The sequence below is a fragment of the Wenjunlia tyrosinilytica genome (assembly GCF_014646055.1).
In the GTDB taxonomy this organism is placed as follows: domain Bacteria; phylum Actinomycetota; class Actinomycetes; order Streptomycetales; family Streptomycetaceae; genus Wenjunlia; species Wenjunlia tyrosinilytica.
This window is the reverse complement of sequence record NZ_BMMS01000006.1, coordinates 114,418-130,245: the sequence shown is the minus strand read 5'-3', so window position 1 is coordinate 130,245 and position 15,828 is coordinate 114,418. Positions and strand designations below refer to the sequence as shown.

Annotated in this window: 13 protein-coding genes and 1 tRNA gene; 8 read left to right on the top strand and 6 right to left on the bottom strand. The window is 69.1% G+C overall.

What is annotated here, in order from left to right:
- The first annotated feature begins 150 nt into the window (after window positions 1-150).
- The 4 genes from IEY86_RS08755 (at window position 151) to IEY86_RS08740 (ending at window position 7,372) form a co-directional block, all read left to right on the top strand.
- Complete coding sequence (locus IEY86_RS08755; RefSeq protein ID WP_189130970.1) at window positions 151-2,433, top strand: (Fe-S)-binding protein; 2,283 nt, start codon at window positions 151-153, stop codon at window positions 2,431-2,433.
- Window positions 2,434-2,558: 125 nt separating this feature from the next.
- Complete coding sequence (locus IEY86_RS08750) at window positions 2,559-4,037, top strand: FG-GAP and VCBS repeat-containing protein (RefSeq protein WP_189130969.1); 1,479 nt, start codon at window positions 2,559-2,561, stop codon at window positions 4,035-4,037.
- Between the two features lie 138 nt (window positions 4,038-4,175).
- Complete coding sequence (locus tag IEY86_RS08745) at window positions 4,176-5,645, top strand: FG-GAP-like repeat-containing protein (RefSeq protein WP_189130968.1); 1,470 nt, start codon at window positions 4,176-4,178, stop codon at window positions 5,643-5,645.
- Between the two features lie 272 nt (window positions 5,646-5,917).
- Entirely contained in the window at window positions 5,918-7,372 is a 1,455-nt protein-coding gene (locus IEY86_RS08740) for an FG-GAP-like repeat-containing protein (RefSeq protein ID WP_189130967.1), read from the top strand.
- A 466-nt stretch (window positions 7,373-7,838) separates the two neighbouring features.
- On the opposite strand, the gene IEY86_RS08735 is transcribed toward IEY86_RS08740, so the two are convergent.
- Window positions 7,839-9,038, bottom strand: a complete 1,200-nt coding sequence (locus tag IEY86_RS08735; protein ID WP_189130966.1) for an MFS transporter — start codon at window positions 9,036-9,038, stop codon at window positions 7,839-7,841.
- Between the two features lie 137 nt (window positions 9,039-9,175).
- On the opposite strand from IEY86_RS08735, the gene IEY86_RS08730 reads away from it, so the two are divergent.
- Both IEY86_RS08730 and IEY86_RS08725 read left to right on the top strand, forming a co-directional pair.
- Entirely contained in the window at window positions 9,176-10,219 is a 1,044-nt protein-coding gene (locus tag IEY86_RS08730) for a Yip1 family protein (RefSeq protein ID WP_189131099.1), read from the top strand.
- Between the two features lie 148 nt (window positions 10,220-10,367).
- The gene (locus IEY86_RS08725; protein ID WP_189130965.1) at window positions 10,368-11,234 is read left to right on the top strand and encodes an alanyl-tRNA editing protein; all 867 of its coding nucleotides are present in this window, start codon (window positions 10,368-10,370) and stop codon (window positions 11,232-11,234) included.
- A gap of 94 nt (window positions 11,235-11,328) precedes the next feature.
- On the opposite strand, the gene IEY86_RS08720 is transcribed toward IEY86_RS08725, so the two are convergent.
- Window positions 11,329-11,694: a hypothetical protein gene (locus IEY86_RS08720; protein ID WP_189130964.1), complete on the bottom strand. Its 366-nt coding sequence runs from the start codon at window positions 11,692-11,694 to the stop codon at window positions 11,329-11,331.
- A gap of 14 nt (window positions 11,695-11,708) precedes the next feature.
- Window positions 11,709-12,965, bottom strand: coding sequence for a helix-turn-helix transcriptional regulator (locus IEY86_RS08715; RefSeq protein ID WP_189130963.1), 1,257 nt, complete (start codon window positions 12,963-12,965; stop codon window positions 11,709-11,711).
- A 166-nt stretch (window positions 12,966-13,131) separates the two neighbouring features.
- Here IEY86_RS08715 and IEY86_RS08710 point away from each other — a divergent pair, with 166 nt between their 5' ends.
- Window positions 13,132-13,665, top strand: coding sequence for an ATP-binding protein (locus IEY86_RS08710; RefSeq protein WP_189130962.1), 534 nt, complete (start codon window positions 13,132-13,134; stop codon window positions 13,663-13,665).
- A gap of 205 nt (window positions 13,666-13,870) precedes the next feature.
- Here IEY86_RS08710 and IEY86_RS08705 read toward each other — a convergent pair whose 3' ends face one another.
- The 3 genes from IEY86_RS08705 to IEY86_RS08695 form a co-directional block, all read right to left on the bottom strand.
- Window positions 13,871-14,368 carry a phosphoribosyltransferase gene (locus IEY86_RS08705; protein WP_189130961.1) on the bottom strand — a complete coding sequence of 166 codons (498 nt, stop codon included), beginning with the start codon at window positions 14,366-14,368 and terminating at the stop codon, window positions 13,871-13,873.
- Window positions 14,369-14,380: 12 nt separating this feature from the next.
- A complete protein-coding gene (gene dcd / locus IEY86_RS08700; protein WP_189130960.1) occupies window positions 14,381-14,956 on the bottom strand; it encodes a dCTP deaminase in 576 nt (191 codons plus the stop codon).
- An 84-nt stretch (window positions 14,957-15,040) separates the two neighbouring features.
- Window positions 15,041-15,256 (bottom strand): hypothetical protein, encoded by a 216-nt coding sequence (locus IEY86_RS08695; RefSeq protein WP_189130959.1) that lies wholly within the window; start codon window positions 15,254-15,256, stop codon window positions 15,041-15,043.
- A 218-nt stretch (window positions 15,257-15,474) separates the two neighbouring features.
- Here IEY86_RS08695 and IEY86_RS08690 point away from each other — a divergent pair.
- A tRNA-Gly gene (locus IEY86_RS08690) sits at window positions 15,475-15,548 on the top strand.
- Window positions 15,549-15,828 lie beyond the last annotated feature (280 nt).

Below are 15,828 nucleotides of genomic sequence, written 5' to 3'. Positions count from 1 at the left end.
ACCTGCGAGACTGCGGGTGGCGACGCAGATCACCGCCCGATCGGCTTCTGAGTGCGCCGTTTCCTGGGTAATCTCAGCAGCACACCCAGGAAGTTACCCATAGGTAGCCATTGGAACCGTCACCGGAAACCGCAGGCCGAGGAGCCGTCCATGCAACTCGCAGCCATCGTCGTCTCGCTGGTACTCACCGCGGTCGGCGTTGCGCTCATCTCTCGTACGGTCGGGTACATCTACCGCTTCATCCGGCTGGGGCAGCCGGACAGCACCCGCACCAACGAGCCGGCGCAGCGCACCGTGACGCTGGCGAAGGAGTTCCTGGGCCACACACGGATGAACCGATGGGGCATCGTCGGCGTGGCCCACTGGTTCGTCGCGGTCGGCTTCCTCACGCTCGGCCTGACGATCGTCAACGCCTACGGGCAGCTGTTCAAGGCCGACTGGGTGCTGCCCGTGGTCGGCCACTGGCTGCCGTACGAGGTGTACACCGAGTTCATCGCGCTGGCCACCACGCTGGGCATCGTCACGCTGATCGCTATCCGCCTGCTGAACCTGCCCTCGCGCGCCGGCCGCAAGTCGCGCTTCACGGGCTCGAAGATGTGGCAGGCGTACTTCGTCGAGTACGTCATCCTCACCATCGGCGTGTGCATCCTGGCGCTGCGGGCCCTCGAGGGCGTCTTCGACGGTGTCCACACCTACGAGGCCGCCTACTTCGCCTCGTACCCGCTGATCAAGCTGTTCGACGGGCTGAGCGAGACCGGCCTGCAGGACATGGTCTACCTCTTCGCGATGATCAAGCTCGGCGTCACGATGGTCTGGGCGATCACGCTCGGCCTCAACGCCAACATGGGCGTCGCGTGGCACCGCTTCCTGGCCTTCTTCAACATCTGGTTCAAGCGCGAGGCCGACGGCGCCGTCTCCCTCGGCGCGCTCCAGCCGATGACCAGCGCAGGCAAGCCGATCGACTTCGAGGACCCGGGCGAGGACGACCAGTTCGGCGTCTCCCAGGTCGAGCACTTCTCGTGGAAGGGCCTGCTTGACTTCTCCACCTGCACCGAGTGCGGCCGCTGCCAGTCGCAGTGCCCTGCCTGGAACACCGGCAAGCCGCTGTCCCCCAAGCTGCTGATCATGAGCCTGCGCGACCACGCCTACGCCAAGGCGCCGTATCTGCTGGCGGGCGGCGGCAAGGACGCGGAAGGCGAGGAGAAGGCCGGCGAGGAGCAGCTCAAGGACGTTCCCGCCGCGGCGCTCGCCGAGGCCGAGCGCCCGCTGATCGGCACCGCCGAGGACGCTCCCCATGGTCTGGGCGGCGTCATCGACCCGGACGTCCTGTGGTCGTGCACCACCTGCGGCGCCTGCGTCGAGCAGTGCCCGGTGGACATCGAGCACATCGACCACATCGTCGACATGCGCCGCTACCAGGTGATGATCGAGTCGTCGTTCCCCTCCGAGGCGGGCACGATGCTCAAGAACCTGGAGAACAAGGGCAACCCGTGGGGCATGAACGCCAAGGCACGCCTGGAGTGGACCAAGGAGGTCGACTTCGAGGTCCCGATCGTCGGCAAGACCGTCGAGGACGCCACCGAGATCGACTACCTGTACTGGGTCGGCTGCGCGGGCGCCCTGGAGGACCGGGCGAAGAAGACCACCAAGGCGTTCGCCGAGCTCCTGCACACGGCGGGCGTGAAGTTCGCGATCCTCGGCGGCGAGGAGGCGTGCACCGGTGACTCGGCCCGCCGCCTCGGCAACGAGTTCCTCTTCCAGATGCTCGGCCAGCAGAACGTCGAGATGCTCAACATGGTCTTCGGCGAGGACGCCGAGGAGGGGATCACGGTCCCCAAGGAGAAGAAGAAGATCGTCGCGACCTGCCCCCACTGCTTCAACACGATCGCCAATGAGTACCCGCAGCTCGGCGGGCACTTCGAGGTCATCCACCACACGCAGCTGCTCCAGCACCTGATCGACGAGGGCAAGCTGGTGCCTGTCACGCCCGTCGAGGGCCTGATCACCTACCACGACCCGTGCTACCTCGGCCGCCACAACAAGGTCTACACACCGCCGCGCGAGATCATCGCCAAGGTGCCGGGCCTGCGCAACGAGGAGATGCACCGCCACTCCGAGCGCGGCTTCTGCTGCGGCGCCGGCGGCGCGCGGATGTGGATGGAGGAGCGCATCGGCAAGCGCATCAACAACGAGCGTGTGGACGAGGCGCTCTCGCTCAACCCCGACATCGTCTCCACCGCCTGCCCGTTCTGCCTCGTCATGCTGTCGGACTCGGTCAACGGCAAGAAGGCCGCCGCCGACGGTGAAGGGGCCGTCCAGGTGAAGGAGAACCTCCAGGTGGTCGACGTGGCGCAGCTCCTGCTGCAGTCCGTGAAGACCCCCGTCGCGGTGACCGAGGAGGACGAGCCCGCCGAGGCGGCCAGCTCCTCCTGAACGGGGCCTGCTCGCGCCGTACAACCCCATGGCCCGTTCCCCTGTCTGAACCGAAGACAGCAGGGGAACGGGCCCTCTGCTGTGACCCCCGCGAACGCCCGGCCCTTCACTTCAAGGAGCCTGTCGTGGGCAAGCACCGCACGGCCGCCGTGGCGGCCTCACTCCTTCTGCTCGGCGGCGCCGCGATCACGGCCGCCGGATCACCCGCCGCCGCGGGTCCGCTGCCTCCGCCCGCCACGCACGACGACTTCAACGGCGACGGCTACCCGGACCTCGTCGTCTCCGCCCCGGACGCCACGATCGGCGGGCACACCAAGGCCGGCTACATCGCCGTCCTGTACGGCGGGGCCAGTGGCATCAGCACGTCGAAACGCACGGTGATCAGCCAGAACACCGCCGGGGTACCGGGCAGCGCCGAGACCGGCGACCGGTTCGGCCGGGCCACCGCGTCCGGCGACTTCGACGGCGACGGCTTCCCCGACCTCGCCGTGGGCATGCCCGGCGAGGACATCGGCACGGTCACCGACGCGGGCGCCATCACGGTCCTGTGGGGCTCGGCCCGGGGTCTGACCGGCGACAGCCTGTGGCTCGAGGACGACATCCCCGCGGCCGGAAACGCTTACGGCCGCGCCGTGGCCACGGGCGACTTCGACGAGGCGGGCAGGGCGGAGCTGGCGACGCTGACCGGCCAGGACTTCGTGTACTACCGGTTCGAGGCGTCCGGCCCCTCGGCGGCGCCCAGGGCCGTTCGCGCGCACAGCCGGCGGGTCGGCGCGCACAGCCCCGGCGGCGGCAAGGCGGCCGATGCCACGGTGAACGCCGTCGGCCTGACCGCCGGGGACTACAACCGCGACCACCACGACGACCTGATCGTGCTCGGCACCGCGAGCGACGGCACCGACACCGTGGGATGGGCGCAGTCCTGGTTCGGCACCGCCACCGGAGAACTCACCCTCGGCCGTGACTTCGCGGGCGGCACGGTCGGCGCCAGCGGCGACATCGACGGCGACGGGTACGACGACCTGGTCACCGCCTACCCCGCGCAGAAGGGCAGCAGCGGCCAGATCAAGGTGTGGCGCGGCAGCGCCGACGGCCCGGTCGGGCAGACCGGCCCGGACGACCCCAGGGTGTGGACGCAGGAATCGCCCGGCGTACCCGGCACCGCGGAGGCCGGCGACCGGTGGGGCTCCGATCTGTCGATCGGTGACGTCAACGGCGACCAGTTCCCCGATGTCGCGATCGGCGCCGACGGCGAGGACATCGGCTCCGTCGCCGACGCGGGAGCGGTGTGGCTGCTGCGCGGCTCGGCCCAGGGACTGACGGCCACCGGCGCCCAGTCGTTCGACCAGAACAGCGCCGACGTCCCCGGCACCGCCGAGAAGTCCGACCGCTTCGGCGGCCAGGTCCGGCTCATCGACGCCAACCGCGACGGGAAGGCGGGCCTGATCGCCGCCGCCCCCGGCGAGAACACCGACGACGGCGTCGCCTGGCTGTTCAACGGCACCGCGAGCGGCCTGACCGCCAAGGGCTCGTGGACCTTCGGCGGCGGCTCGCTGAACGCCCCGTCGGCGGACGCCCGCTTCGGCGCCACCCTCGCCGAGTAGGGCGGGCCCCGGCGGAGCAGCGCAACCCTTCGTCCTCCCCGGCCGTCTCGTCCTCCCCGGCCGTCATGGAGGTGCACCGCCGCCATGGGGTGCACCTCGGTCGCGAAGGCACGTCGGAGCCTGGGAGGATGCCGTTCCATGCGCACTCGTAGAAGTCACCTGCTCACCATCGGCGCGGTCGCCGCCGCCGCTCTGACGGCCCTCGTCACCGTGCCCTGGACGCACGCCGACGCCGTCTCGGCCCCGGTGAGCGACGACTTCAACGGCGACGGCCTCCAGGACCTCGTCGTCGCGACCCCCGACGCCACCGTCGGCGGGCACACGGGAGCCGGTGCCGTCGTGGTCGCCTACGGCACCGTCAAGGGCGCCGAGCCCGGCCGCCGCACCGTCCTCACGCAGGACACCCCCGGTGTCCCGGACAGCGCGGAGACCGGCGACCACTTCGGCGAGAGCGTCACCAGCGCGGACCTCGACAACGACGGGTACGCCGACCTCGTCATCGGCTCCTACGGAGAGAACCTGTCCACGGGCTCGGACCAGGGATCGGTCACGGTCGTCCGGGGCGGCTCCGAGGGCCTGAGCGGCGGCTCGTCGCTGGTGGAGCCGGGGGCGGTGTCCGGGGCCATGTTCGGCCGGGGTCTGGCCACCGGCGACTTCGACAACGACTCCAGGGCCGACATCGCGGTCCTGACCAACTCCCGCCTGTGGGTCTACTCCAAGGGCTTCACCCGCAACGGCCCCGTCGGCAAGCCCGTCTCCGTGCCGGGACCGGGCCCGCACGGCCTCCCGCCGTTCGAGGCCGCGACCATCAACGACGCGGCCTCCGGCGACCTCGACGACAACGGCCACGACGACCTCGTGGTCTTCGGCATGTCCAGGACCACCCGCCTGCCGTTCACCGGTGTGCTCCTCGGCGGCGCCCACGGGCTCACCTGGAGCAAGGACCTCAAGAGCGGGGACACCGGCGACATCGGGGACGTCGACCACGACGGCTACGACGATCTCGTGACGGGGCTCGCCTCGCCCCAGGCCGGGACCGATCCCAGCGCGGGCTCCGGCTACGTGAGGCTCTGGTACGGCAGCCGGCGCGGTCCCGGCGGCGAGCGCGAGTCGGTGACGTTCACTCAGAGCACCGCCGGAGTACCGGGGACGAATGAGAAGGGCGACCGGTTCGGCCGCTCGGTGAGCGTCGGCGATGCGACGGGGTGGGACGCCTACGGCGACTCGTACGCCGACGTGGTGGTCGGCGCCCCCGGCGAGGACGTGGGCAAGCTGACCGACGCCGGCTCCGTGGTGCTGCTGAAGGGCGGGCCCACAGGGCTGACGGGCAGCGGGGCGCAGGTCATCGACCAGGACACGGCGGGCGTGCCGGGGACGGCGGAGAACGGTGACCGCTTCGGCTGGGCGGTGCGGCTGTACGACACGACGCGGGAGGGCCAGGCGGAACTGGCGGCCACCGCGCCGTACGAGAACGCGCTCGACGGGGCGTTCTGGGTGCTGCACGGGTCGGCGACGGGGCTGACGACGACGGGGGCGAGGGCGTTCGACCCGGACACCTTCGGCCTGGAGAGCAAGGGCAAGCGGTTCGGGTCGGCGCTGAACCACTGAGCCGCGGTTGACGGGGAGCCCTTTGGCGGCGCGGCCGAGTGAGCCCGTTCCCGGGGGCGGTTCCCCGGGCCCGTTCACGGGGCCGTTCGCGGGGTCGTTCCCCGGGCCCGTTCGCGGGGGTCGTTCACGGGGGTCGTTCACGGGGCTGAGCGGGGGCGTTGGCGGATCTCCGCCACGGAGCCAACCCGGCCCGCCTGGCAGCCGTCGCCATCAACAGGACTTCCATAAGCCGATATACGCCGATCCACCGATCGCAGCATCAGGAGACCTCCATGCGCACACGCGCTTCGCGCGTCGCGGCCTGCGCCACCACCGCCGTTCTCGTCACCTCCGCCCTCGTCGCCGTGGCCGGCCCGGCCGGCGCCGCCACGCCGTCCAAGCTCCAGGGCGACTTCAACGGTGACGGCTACCGCGATGTCGCCGCCACCGCTCCCGCCGCCCATGTCGGCGGCAAGCGCATGGCGGGCGCGGTCGCGGTCGCCTACGGCTCCAAGAACGGCCTCACCTCGAAGAAGAAGATCATCACCCAGAACAGCCCGGGTGTGCCCGGTACCGCCGAGACGGGCGACGCGTTCGGCACCACCGTCCACACCGGTGACTTCAACGCGGACGGCTACGCGGACCTCGCCGTCGGCACGCCCGGCGAGGACGTGGGCAAGGACAAGGACGGCGGCACGGTCACCATCATCTGGGGCTCCGCCTCCGGACTGAGCGGCGGCACCACCGTGGCCGACCCCGCGCCCGGCAAGCACGACGCGTTCGGCCAGTCCGTCGCCGCGGGCGACTACAACGGCGACGGCAAGACCGACCTCGCCATCGGCGCCACGGCCGCGACCGTATGGATCTACAAGGGCGGATTCACCAAGAGCGGCGGCAACGGCGGCACGTTCTCCATCACCGCGCCGATCTGGGGCGACAACGCGGGCGCGTTCGTCCTCACCTCGGGCAACGTCAACGGCGACGCCGCCGCCGACCTCGTCGTCAACGGCATCAGCAACGACGACGACAACAACTCCAACCGCCTCTACCTGGGCTCCCCCTCCGGCCTCAAGGGCGCCGACCCCCTCCCCCGCGGCCTGATCACGGCCATCGCCGACTTCGACGGCGACCACTACGGGGACCTCGTCGTCGGCAACCAGTGGGACAACTCCGACAACGGCACCCCCGACTCCGTCCAGGGCGGCAAGGTCACCATCCGCTACGGCGGTGCGAACGGGCTCGACCCGAACCGCCCCGCCCAGGTCATCGACCAGAACACCCCTGGTGTGCCGGACAAGTCCGAGACCGACGACATGTTCGGCTGGCGGCTGTCCGCCGCCGACACCGACAAGGACGGTCGCGCGGACCTGGCGATCGGAGTGCCCCACGAGGACCCGACGGACGAGCTCTGGTACGGCGGTGCGGTCACCGTCCTCAAGGGCTCCCCGACCGGGCTGACCGCGAAGGGCTCGAAGGCCTTCAACGTCGACACCCCGGGCATACCCGGCAAGGCCGCCTCCTACGACCAGTTCGGCTTCTCCGTCCTCCTCTCCGACATCGACAACGACGGCTACGCGGACCTGACGGTCGGTGCGCCCATGTCGCAGAAGGAGAAGGGCGCGCTGTGGAACCTCAAGGGTTCCAAGGACGGCATCACCACGAAGGGCTCCGTGCGGCTCACCGCCGACACGCTCGGCGTGCCCGACGGCCGCCACGAGGCGGGTCTCGGCACCGCCCTGACCGGCTGACGGCACTCTTTTGAGGCGTCACTTCTGTGACGTCACTTCTGAGACGTCACTTCTGAGGCGTCACTTCTGAGGCGTCACTTCTGAGGCGTCACTTCTGAGGCGTCACTTCTGAGGCGTCACTTCTGAGGCGTCACTTCTGAGGCGTCACTTCTGAGGCGTCACTTCTGAGGCGTCACTTCTGAGGCGTCACTTCTGAGGCGTCACTTCTGAGGCGTCACTTCTGAGGCGTCACTTCTGAGGCGTCACTTCTGAGGCGTCACTTCTGAGGCGTCACTTCTGAGGCGTCACTTCTGAGGCGTCACTTCTGAGGCGTCACTTCTGAGGCGTCACTTCTGAGGCGTCACTTCTGAGGCGTCACTTCTGAGGCGTCACTTCTGAGGCGTCACTTCTGAGGCGTCACTTCTGAGGCGTCACTTCTGAGGCGTCACTTCTGAGGCGTCACTTCCGAAATGTCACTTCTGAGAAGTCACCGCTCGCACGCGGCCTCCCCGGCCCCGTCCTCGCTGCCCGCGCGGGCCGGGGCGGTCGCGCCCGCGAGTAGCACCATCACCGCCGCGAGCCCGGCGGGAATCACCAACGCCCAGCCCAGCCCGGCCACTTCGGCCACCAACCCGATGAGCGGGGGCCCGGCGAGGAAGCCGAGATAGCCGATCCCCGTCACCCGAGAGATGGCCGTCGCGGAGGGCACATCGGGCAGGTTCCCGGCAGCGCTGAAGGTGATCGGGGCGACCGGGGCGATGCCCAGTCCGAAGAGGGTGAACCCAGCTATGGCCACCGGCTGGTTCCTGGCCAGCAGCCCCAGTCCGAGGCCCAGCCCCGCCACCAGCGCGCCCACCCTCAGCACCGTCACCGGCCCGAACCGCGCCACCAGGCGGTCCCCGCTCAGCCGCCCCACCGCCATCGCGATCGCGCATCCGGCGTATCCGAGCCCGGCCTGGCCCGCCGAGACCGACAGGTCCTCCCTCAGATAGACCGCGCTCCAGTCGGCCACAGCGCCCTCACCGACGAACGAGCACAGACCCACCACCCCGAGCAGCATGACGGCCGCGTACCCGCGAAAGAGCCGCCCGCCCCCACCGCTCGGCTGGTCCTGGGACAGCTCGCCGTCGTCCCGCAGGAGCCTGCGCGAGCCGAACCACACCACCGTCCCGAGCACGGCCGAGGCGACCGCGAAGTGCGCCACCGGCCGTACAGCGAAGTGCGCGGCGCCCGACCCCGCCAACGCGCCGACGAGCGCCCCAACGCTGTAGGAACCGTGCAGGCTCGACATGATCGGACGCTTGTAGCCGCGCTCGACCACGACGCCCTGCGCGTTCATGGCCACGTCCATCAGCCCCAGCGAGGCGCCCATCACCAGCAGCGCCGCCATCAGCGAGCCCAGGTTCCAGGCGACGCCGATCGGCACCAGCGAGGCACACGTCGCCAGCGAGGCGCCCCGCGTCACCGCCCGGCTGCCCCAGCGGGCCGTCGTCCACGAGGCCGCCCGCACCGCCAGGACCACCCCGACGGGCGCCCCCAGCAGGGCCAGCCCGAGCGAGCCGTCGCCGAGGCCGAGCTCCCGTTTGATCAAGGGGATGCGCGGCACCCAGTTGGCGTAGACGGCGCCATGGACGAAGAAGACGAGAGTGATGTCCCACCTGGCGCTGCGCAGCTGCTCGGGCCCCATCCGGCGATGGTAGGGCCACCCCCTCGGGGTTCCCCTAGGGCTTGTCACAGCTTCGCAGCAATGCCCCGGAATAGTCCCTGTGGTGGAGGCCGGAGCGTGATGAAGCGGGTACGTTCGATGACGTGGCTGGATTCAGGATGGGACGAGGAAGGGACAATCGTCCCGCGCAAGCGCAACCCGGCTCCGGGCCGGTCCTTCCGCCGTACCCGGGCAACGATCCGCATGCCCGCCCCTGGGGGCCGCCGGGCCCCTCGGGTCAGCCCGGTGCGCCGGGTCCCTCCAGTGGCTCGCCGGACGAGCCGGAGTACTTCGGCTCCCAGTACGGCAACGGGCCGTCGGGCCACGGCCCCGGAGGCGCGCCGGGCCAGGGGTACGGCCCGGGAGGATACGGTCCGGGAGGCCACGGCTCAGGTGGATACGGTCCCGGAAGCCACGGTCCGGGCGGTCACGGTCCGGGCGGATACAACGACGGCGCCGGCCACACCCGCGCCTTCACCATCGGTGAGGGCCCGGACGGCCAGTCCGACCCCTACTACAGCGGGTACGGCGACCAGGACGGCTACAACCCCGGCGGTTACGACGACGGGTACGTGGCCACCTACCGGGCCGGCCAGACCAACGGCCCGCCGTCGGGCCCTCGGCTGCATTGGAAGCAACTGCTGAGCGGCCTCATGCTGCGCCCGCAGTCCACGTTCTGGCAGATGCGCGACTACCAGGTGTGGGGCCCCGCCCTCGTCGTCACGTTCATCTACGGAATCCTGGCCGTCTTCGGCTTCGAGCAGGCGCGCCACGACATCCTGAAGGCCTCGACGTCCACGAGTGTGCCTTGGGTGCTGATGAGCGCCGTGGCCGTGATCATCAGCATGGTGATGCTGGGCGCCGTCACGAATGCCCTCGCCCGCCAGCTCGGCGGCGACGGCGCATGGGCGCCGACCATCGGGCTGTCGATGCTGATCACCTCGATGACCGACGCGCCCCGCCTGCTGTTCGCGATCTTCCTCCCGTCCGGCAACACCCTCGTGCAGGTCCTCGGCTGGGCCACCTGGCTGATGGGCGGAGCCCTGCTGACGTCCATGGTCGGCAAGTCGCACGACCTGCCGTGGCCGCGGGCGCTGGGCGCGTGCTCCATCCAGCTGATCGCGCTGCTGGTCCTGCTCAAACTCCCGACGATCGGCAGCTGACCGTCCGGAGACAGCCGCCGGTGCATAGCCGCTGGCAGACGGCCGCCGGAAGATGGCCTCGGCAGTCGGCCGCCGGTGGTCGGGCGCCGGCGCCCGGACCGGCCGCCACACGCGGAAAACACCCAACGAAAGAACGAAAGAACGACTAATGCCCCTCCCCCTCCCCACCACCAAGGTCACCTTCCCCAGCGGCTCCGTGGAGGGACGCTCCACCGTCCTCGCGGTGCACCCGCTTCCCGACGGCCGCTACGGCGTGGTGACGGAGGAGACCCCGTTCCACCCGCTGGACCACACCTGGCCCGACCAGCCGGCCGACACCGGCACCCTGGCCGATCTCAAGGTCGTCGATGTCCTCACCGCCGCCACGAATGCCACGGAGGGCGGCGAGCTGTTCATCGGCGAGGACATCCCCGTCCGCCGCGGTGACGAGGAGTGGACCTGGCTGGCCCTGCACATCGTCGACGAGGACCCGTCGGCGCTCGTCGGCACCGAGGCCGCCCTGCACGTCGACGCCGACCGCCGGGCCGCGTTGTCCACCGCGCACACCGGCTGCCACCTGCTGGCCCTGGCGCTCAACGAGGCCCTCGCCGGGCGGTGGCGCAAGGACGCCCGCACCGATGCCCTGGGAAGCCCGGACTTCGACTCCCTCGCCATGGCCTCCTCCCGTATCGCGGAGGGCGCCAGCACGGACGTCTACCGCCTCGGCAAGTCGCTGCGCAAGAAGGGCTTCACCACCGAGGGCCTGGCCGACGACCTTCCCGCGATCACCGAGGCCGTCAACGCCCGTCTGTCCGGCTGGCTCGCGGCCGAGGCGCCGGTGTCCATCGAGGTCCCCGGTCCGGAGCTGACCGCCCACCGCAAGTGGACCTGCGCCCTACCCGAGACCACCGCGTCCCTCTCCTGCGGCGGCACCCACCCGCACAGCCTCGCCGAACTCTCGTCGCTCACGACGGTGCTGTCGCTGAACGAGGACGGAACGGAGCTGACGGCGGTGACCACCGCCGAACGCGCATGACCCAGCGCCCGCCGACGGGCCGGCACGTTGGCACGTTGGCGCGCGCCGGAGGGCCGGCGCACTCGGCGGTGGCTGGTCGGAGCAAGGAGTTCCTTCAGTTCAGCGACTTCTCGATCGCCTCGAAGATGTCCGAGTCGGCTTCCTTCTGCCAGTCAGGCAGGTCCGGCCAGTCAGCCACGTAGCCAGGTTTTGGGTCCTCGAAGTGCTTGAACATCTGTGCCGTCCAGCACGTTGCGACGAATCGGCCCTTCTGCTCACGCGTCAATCGCGAGGCGTGACCGTCGCTCACGATGAGGAACTGGTGCACCTGCTCGTACACGGCGCCCGCGGCTTGCCGCTCCCAATCCGGGGTGTCCTCCCAAGGGGTCACGTAGCCCGGCTTCGGCTCGCCCGGAAAGTGCTCGCGTACGCCCGCGATCCATGCCTCGCGGAACAGTCGCGCGCCCTCCGTCTGCGACATGCCAACCCCTCTCGTCACGTCGTGCTCAAAGCGGCGATCTCGGCCCCGAGCTCAGCCACACGGGCGTCACGCGCCACGGGGCCAAGTTCGCGGCGCAGCCCCTGGAGTCTACGAGCGACGTAGCCGGAAGAGGACTCGTGAGCAAGCTGCACAGCCTCACGACCGAACCTGAGAACTTGCTCGGGATCACGCCGCTTCGCTCCAATTGCGGCAAGGTCGGCAAGCGTGACGCCGCGACGCCGGAACGACTGTCCTTGGGCGAGGGCGCCCTGATCCAACGCACTGGTGAGCGCAGTCTCGGCAAGGTCGAGGCGGCCGAGTTGGACGTACCGCGCGCCGCGTTCCTCGGCCAGTCGGGAACCGTCGAAGCGGAGCCATCCGCCGTTGTGCGCGAAGCCATCGAGGTGCAACACCTCTTCGGCGCGATCAAGGGAACGCTCGCACGCGCTCAGGTCACCGAGACCGGCGTACGCCTCGGCCAGCACCGAGGCGACCCAATAGCGGGTCGACAGCGTGCTGTCCCCTCGCTTCGCGACTCCCTCAGCGGCCGAGAGCGTGCGTACAGCCTCGGCGAACTGGCGCTCACACAGGTCGACGTACGCATGCCGGACCAAGGCACAGGCCCACAGGTCGAACGATCCCGCGTCCCTACTCGCGGACGCGGCGAGAGTGTAAGACGCAGCCGCGTCCGTGTAGCGGTTCCCATCAAATGCCAGTTCACCGGCAAGCTGGAAGAGATCGCCCGCGGCGCGGCACAATGCGCGGGCTTCTGAGTCGGATCGGCCGCTCAGCGTCTTGTTCAACGACATGAGCTGTTCCCACACGATCGGATAAACAGACCTCTTGGAACGGGCAAGTTGGTACACCTGCCATAAGTGACCGTTCATACGCAGGAAGTCGGCGGAGCGCCCCCGCTCTGTTCCCTCGACGATAGCCCCGGCTTCATCGGCAGGCAGGGCGGCAAGAGCCCCGGTTACGGCAATAACACGCAGAAACCCGCGTCGGATCATGTCGTCGATGTCCCCTGAGCCATGGTGGTTGCTGGACGGCAACCCTGCTGACTCCTGGGGTGAAGTTGGTGACCGAGCCACCAGGGCGTCGAGTTCAACAAGGTCGACTTGCAGTGCCTCGGCCAACTTCGGCCGTAATGGCGGCTGTGGCTCGGACCGTCCACTCTCCCAACGCCCAACCGTTGTACGGTCCACGCCGAGCGCATGAGCGAGCCCTTCCTGACTGTAGCCCAGGACTTTCCGCCGTTCGGCAAGGCCCATGACGGTCCCCTTCCACGCCCCAACCTGCCCGCACCCAGGCGGTGCGCCCGTGCATCGAACGTGCGTCAAGACTGCCGCATGGATGCCGTGGAGTGTTCCAACTCATCGCGGTTCCCTTGATGTTGCCGCCAAGGAAACCGGCCGTCATCGACGAGGGGCACGGGCAATGGAGACGGACAACATCAGCGCGACCCATTGGGAACGACCACCGATCGGCAGCACTGCGAGACACACCGGCCGCCTGTCTCTACTCCCCGCGGGCCGGCCCTGTGCAAACCGCGACACGCTGCTGATGCAGACCACGTACGAACGCGTCCCCGCCATGGTCCGCACGGCGCGCACCGACGTCGTGCACGCCCTGCGCCGCGCAGGTCTCACCGAGCGCACCGAGGACGCACGGCTGCTGACCAGTGAGCTTGTGACCAACGCCGTTGAACATTCCCGCGGCGCAAGCGTCACGGTCACCGTACGGACCTTGCCCGGCGAGGTGTTCATCGCCGTTGGTGACGACGACTCCACGACGATCCCCCTGCGCCGCCGTCCATCCGCGAGAGACGAAAGCGGGCGTGGCCTGCTGCTGCTCAGTCTCCTTGCCGACGACTGGGGCGTCGGGGTGCCAGCACGCACAACCAAATCCGTCTGGTGCCTGTTGCGCGTGGGCCCATCGGCGCCCCACTGCCCGACCGAGGAGTCGACGTGACGCATGAACGTGCCCTTGGAGCCGAACGGTCTCGGCGAAGCTGCATGGCTCCACCTCCCGAGCCAGCAGCTGCCCGAGCTCGGCGAGGTCCTACGCAGCCAGTAGGGCGCATGCGTGCCCAATCCTCCGCCCTTCGGCGCCCCTCCCCCGAGGCCCGGACGGGCGGAGTTATTGTCCGGCGCGCGCGCCACCGGAAACAGCCCGATCAGGCGTCCAGGACCTGCCCCTCACGACGCACGACAGTCGGTTCAACGCTCCAGGGGAAGTTGATCCACTTGTCGGTGTGCTTCCACACGTATTCGCACTTCACGAGCGACTGCGGCTTCTCGTATATCACTGCGCACCGCACCTCGGCGACATTGCCCGCGCAGAAGTCGTGCACGAGCTTGAGCGTCTTGCCGGTGTCGGCCACGTCGTCCGCCACGAGGATCTTCTTCTCCGAAAAGTCGACCACGTTGGGCACGGGCGGCAGCATGACCGGCATGTCGAGGGTCTTGCCGACGCCCTCATAGAAAACGACGTTCATGACGTGCAGGTTCTTGACCCCGAGGGCGTACCCGAGGCCGCCGGCGACGAAGAGTCCGCCCCGGGCGATGGAGAGGATTATGTCGGGCTCGTAGCCGTCGTCGGCGATGGTCTGCGCGAGCTCGCGCACGGCCTCACCGAAGAGCGGGTAGCTGAGCTTCTCGCGTTCGTCGCCCATCCGTGCGACCCCTCAGACCTGGGTCCGGTGAAAGTTCATGAACGAACGCGAAGGCGTCGGCCCCCGCTGCCCCTGGTACCGCGAGCCGTAGCGCTTGGAACCGTAGGGGAATTCGGCGGCCGAGCTCAGCCGGAACATGCACAGCTGGCCGATTTTCATCCCGGGCCACAGCTTGATCGGAAGCGTGGCGACGTTCGAGAGTTCCAAGGTCACATGCCCGGAGAAGCCGGGGTCGATGAACCCTGCCGTGGAGTGCGTCAGCAGCCCCAGACGCCCCAGCGAGCTCTTGCCCTCCAGCCGCGAGGCTACGTCCTCGGGCAGCGACACGACCTCGTAGGTGGACGCGAGCACGAACTCCCCGGGGTGCAGGATGAACGGCTCGTCGCCCTCCGGCTCCACCAGCCTGGTCAGATCAGGCTGCTCGACCGCGGGATCGATGTGAGGGTACTTGTGGTTCTCGAACACCCTGAAATAGCGGTCGAGCCTGACGTCGATACTCGACGGCTGCACCATCTGCGGGTCGTACGGATCGATCCTCACCCGACCTGCGTCGATCTCGGTGCGGATGTCCTTGTCTGAGAGAAGCACGGGACCGAGCGTACGCGGCCACACGCGCCGGGCCCAATCGGGCCGGGGCGCGTGCGACCTGCCTCGTGCTGCCTCTCGGCCCCGTCAGACGATCGCGTCGGCGTCGAGCCTGCGGGCACGCTCGATCTGCTCCCCGGTGAGCCCCGCGAGATCCGCGCGCACGGCGCTGCGCAACCGCGCGCACCGAGGGCACCGCAGCAACCGCCCGGGACCGAGCCGGTCGGGCCCGAGATTCTGCATCGGGAAGGCACTGGTGCTGAACAGATGCCCTTCGGCACAACGGACGACGGTGCGCTCCATCGGTCACTCCCCTGAACGTTCCCCACACTCAAACAGCGAACGCCACATTAGGGGATCTACCGGACAAACCGCACACGCCACGACCGCACACCCACGGTACGCCCAACCCTCCAACACCCGTACCCCCACACAGCAAAACAAGCCCCCGAGGCACGTGGGCACCGGGAGCTTGCGATGAGGTAGAGTATGCGACGTTGGTTGCCCCTTAGGCGAACTACGCGGGTGTAGTTTAATGGTAGAACATGAGCTTCCCAAGCTCAGAGCGCGGGTTCGATTCCCGTCACCCGCTCCACACAAAGCCCCAGGTCAGAAGCCTGGGGCTTACTTGTTGCCTAGACCTCTTCGGGGTCGTCGTGCCAGATCCGTGCCAGAACGCGCGGAAAACCAGCCTCCGAAGTCACTCTTTGACCGCCAGTACCCCTGAGAGACCGTTAGTGCCCATATAGTGAGACGCATTTTAAGTGATCTACGCCACAGAAAAGCGCCGATCTTGACCTATTCCGGGGTGAAATGCGTGGGTGAACAGGTTCGGTTGAGGCATTTTGATGCTTCGCTGACCGGGTTCGACGAAG

Coding starts and splice junctions, on each gene's coding strand:
- IEY86_RS08755 (WP_189130970.1), top strand. CDS start 151: ATGCAACTCGCAGCCATCGTCGTCTCGCTGGTACTCACCGCGGTCGGC.
- IEY86_RS08745 (WP_189130968.1), top strand. CDS start 4,176: ATGCGCACTCGTAGAAGTCACCTGCTCACCATCGGCGCGGTCGCCGCC.
- IEY86_RS08740 (WP_189130967.1), top strand. CDS start 5,918: ATGCGCACACGCGCTTCGCGCGTCGCGGCCTGCGCCACCACCGCCGTT.
- IEY86_RS08735 (WP_189130966.1), bottom strand. CDS start 9,038: ATGGGGCCCGAGCAGCTGCGCAGCGCCAGGTGGGACATCACTCTCGTC.
- IEY86_RS08730 (WP_189131099.1), top strand. CDS start 9,176: ATGGGACGAGGAAGGGACAATCGTCCCGCGCAAGCGCAACCCGGCTCC.
- IEY86_RS08725 (WP_189130965.1), top strand. CDS start 10,368: ATGCCCCTCCCCCTCCCCACCACCAAGGTCACCTTCCCCAGCGGCTCC.
- IEY86_RS08720 (WP_189130964.1), bottom strand. CDS start 11,694: ATGTCGCAGACGGAGGGCGCGCGACTGTTCCGCGAGGCATGGATCGCG.
- IEY86_RS08715 (WP_189130963.1), bottom strand. CDS start 12,965: ATGGGCCTTGCCGAACGGCGGAAAGTCCTGGGCTACAGTCAGGAAGGG.
- IEY86_RS08710 (WP_189130962.1), top strand. CDS start 13,132: ATGGAGACGGACAACATCAGCGCGACCCATTGGGAACGACCACCGATC.
- IEY86_RS08705 (WP_189130961.1), bottom strand. CDS start 14,368: ATGGGCGACGAACGCGAGAAGCTCAGCTACCCGCTCTTCGGTGAGGCC.
- IEY86_RS08695 (WP_189130959.1), bottom strand. CDS start 15,256: ATGGAGCGCACCGTCGTCCGTTGTGCCGAAGGGCATCTGTTCAGCACC.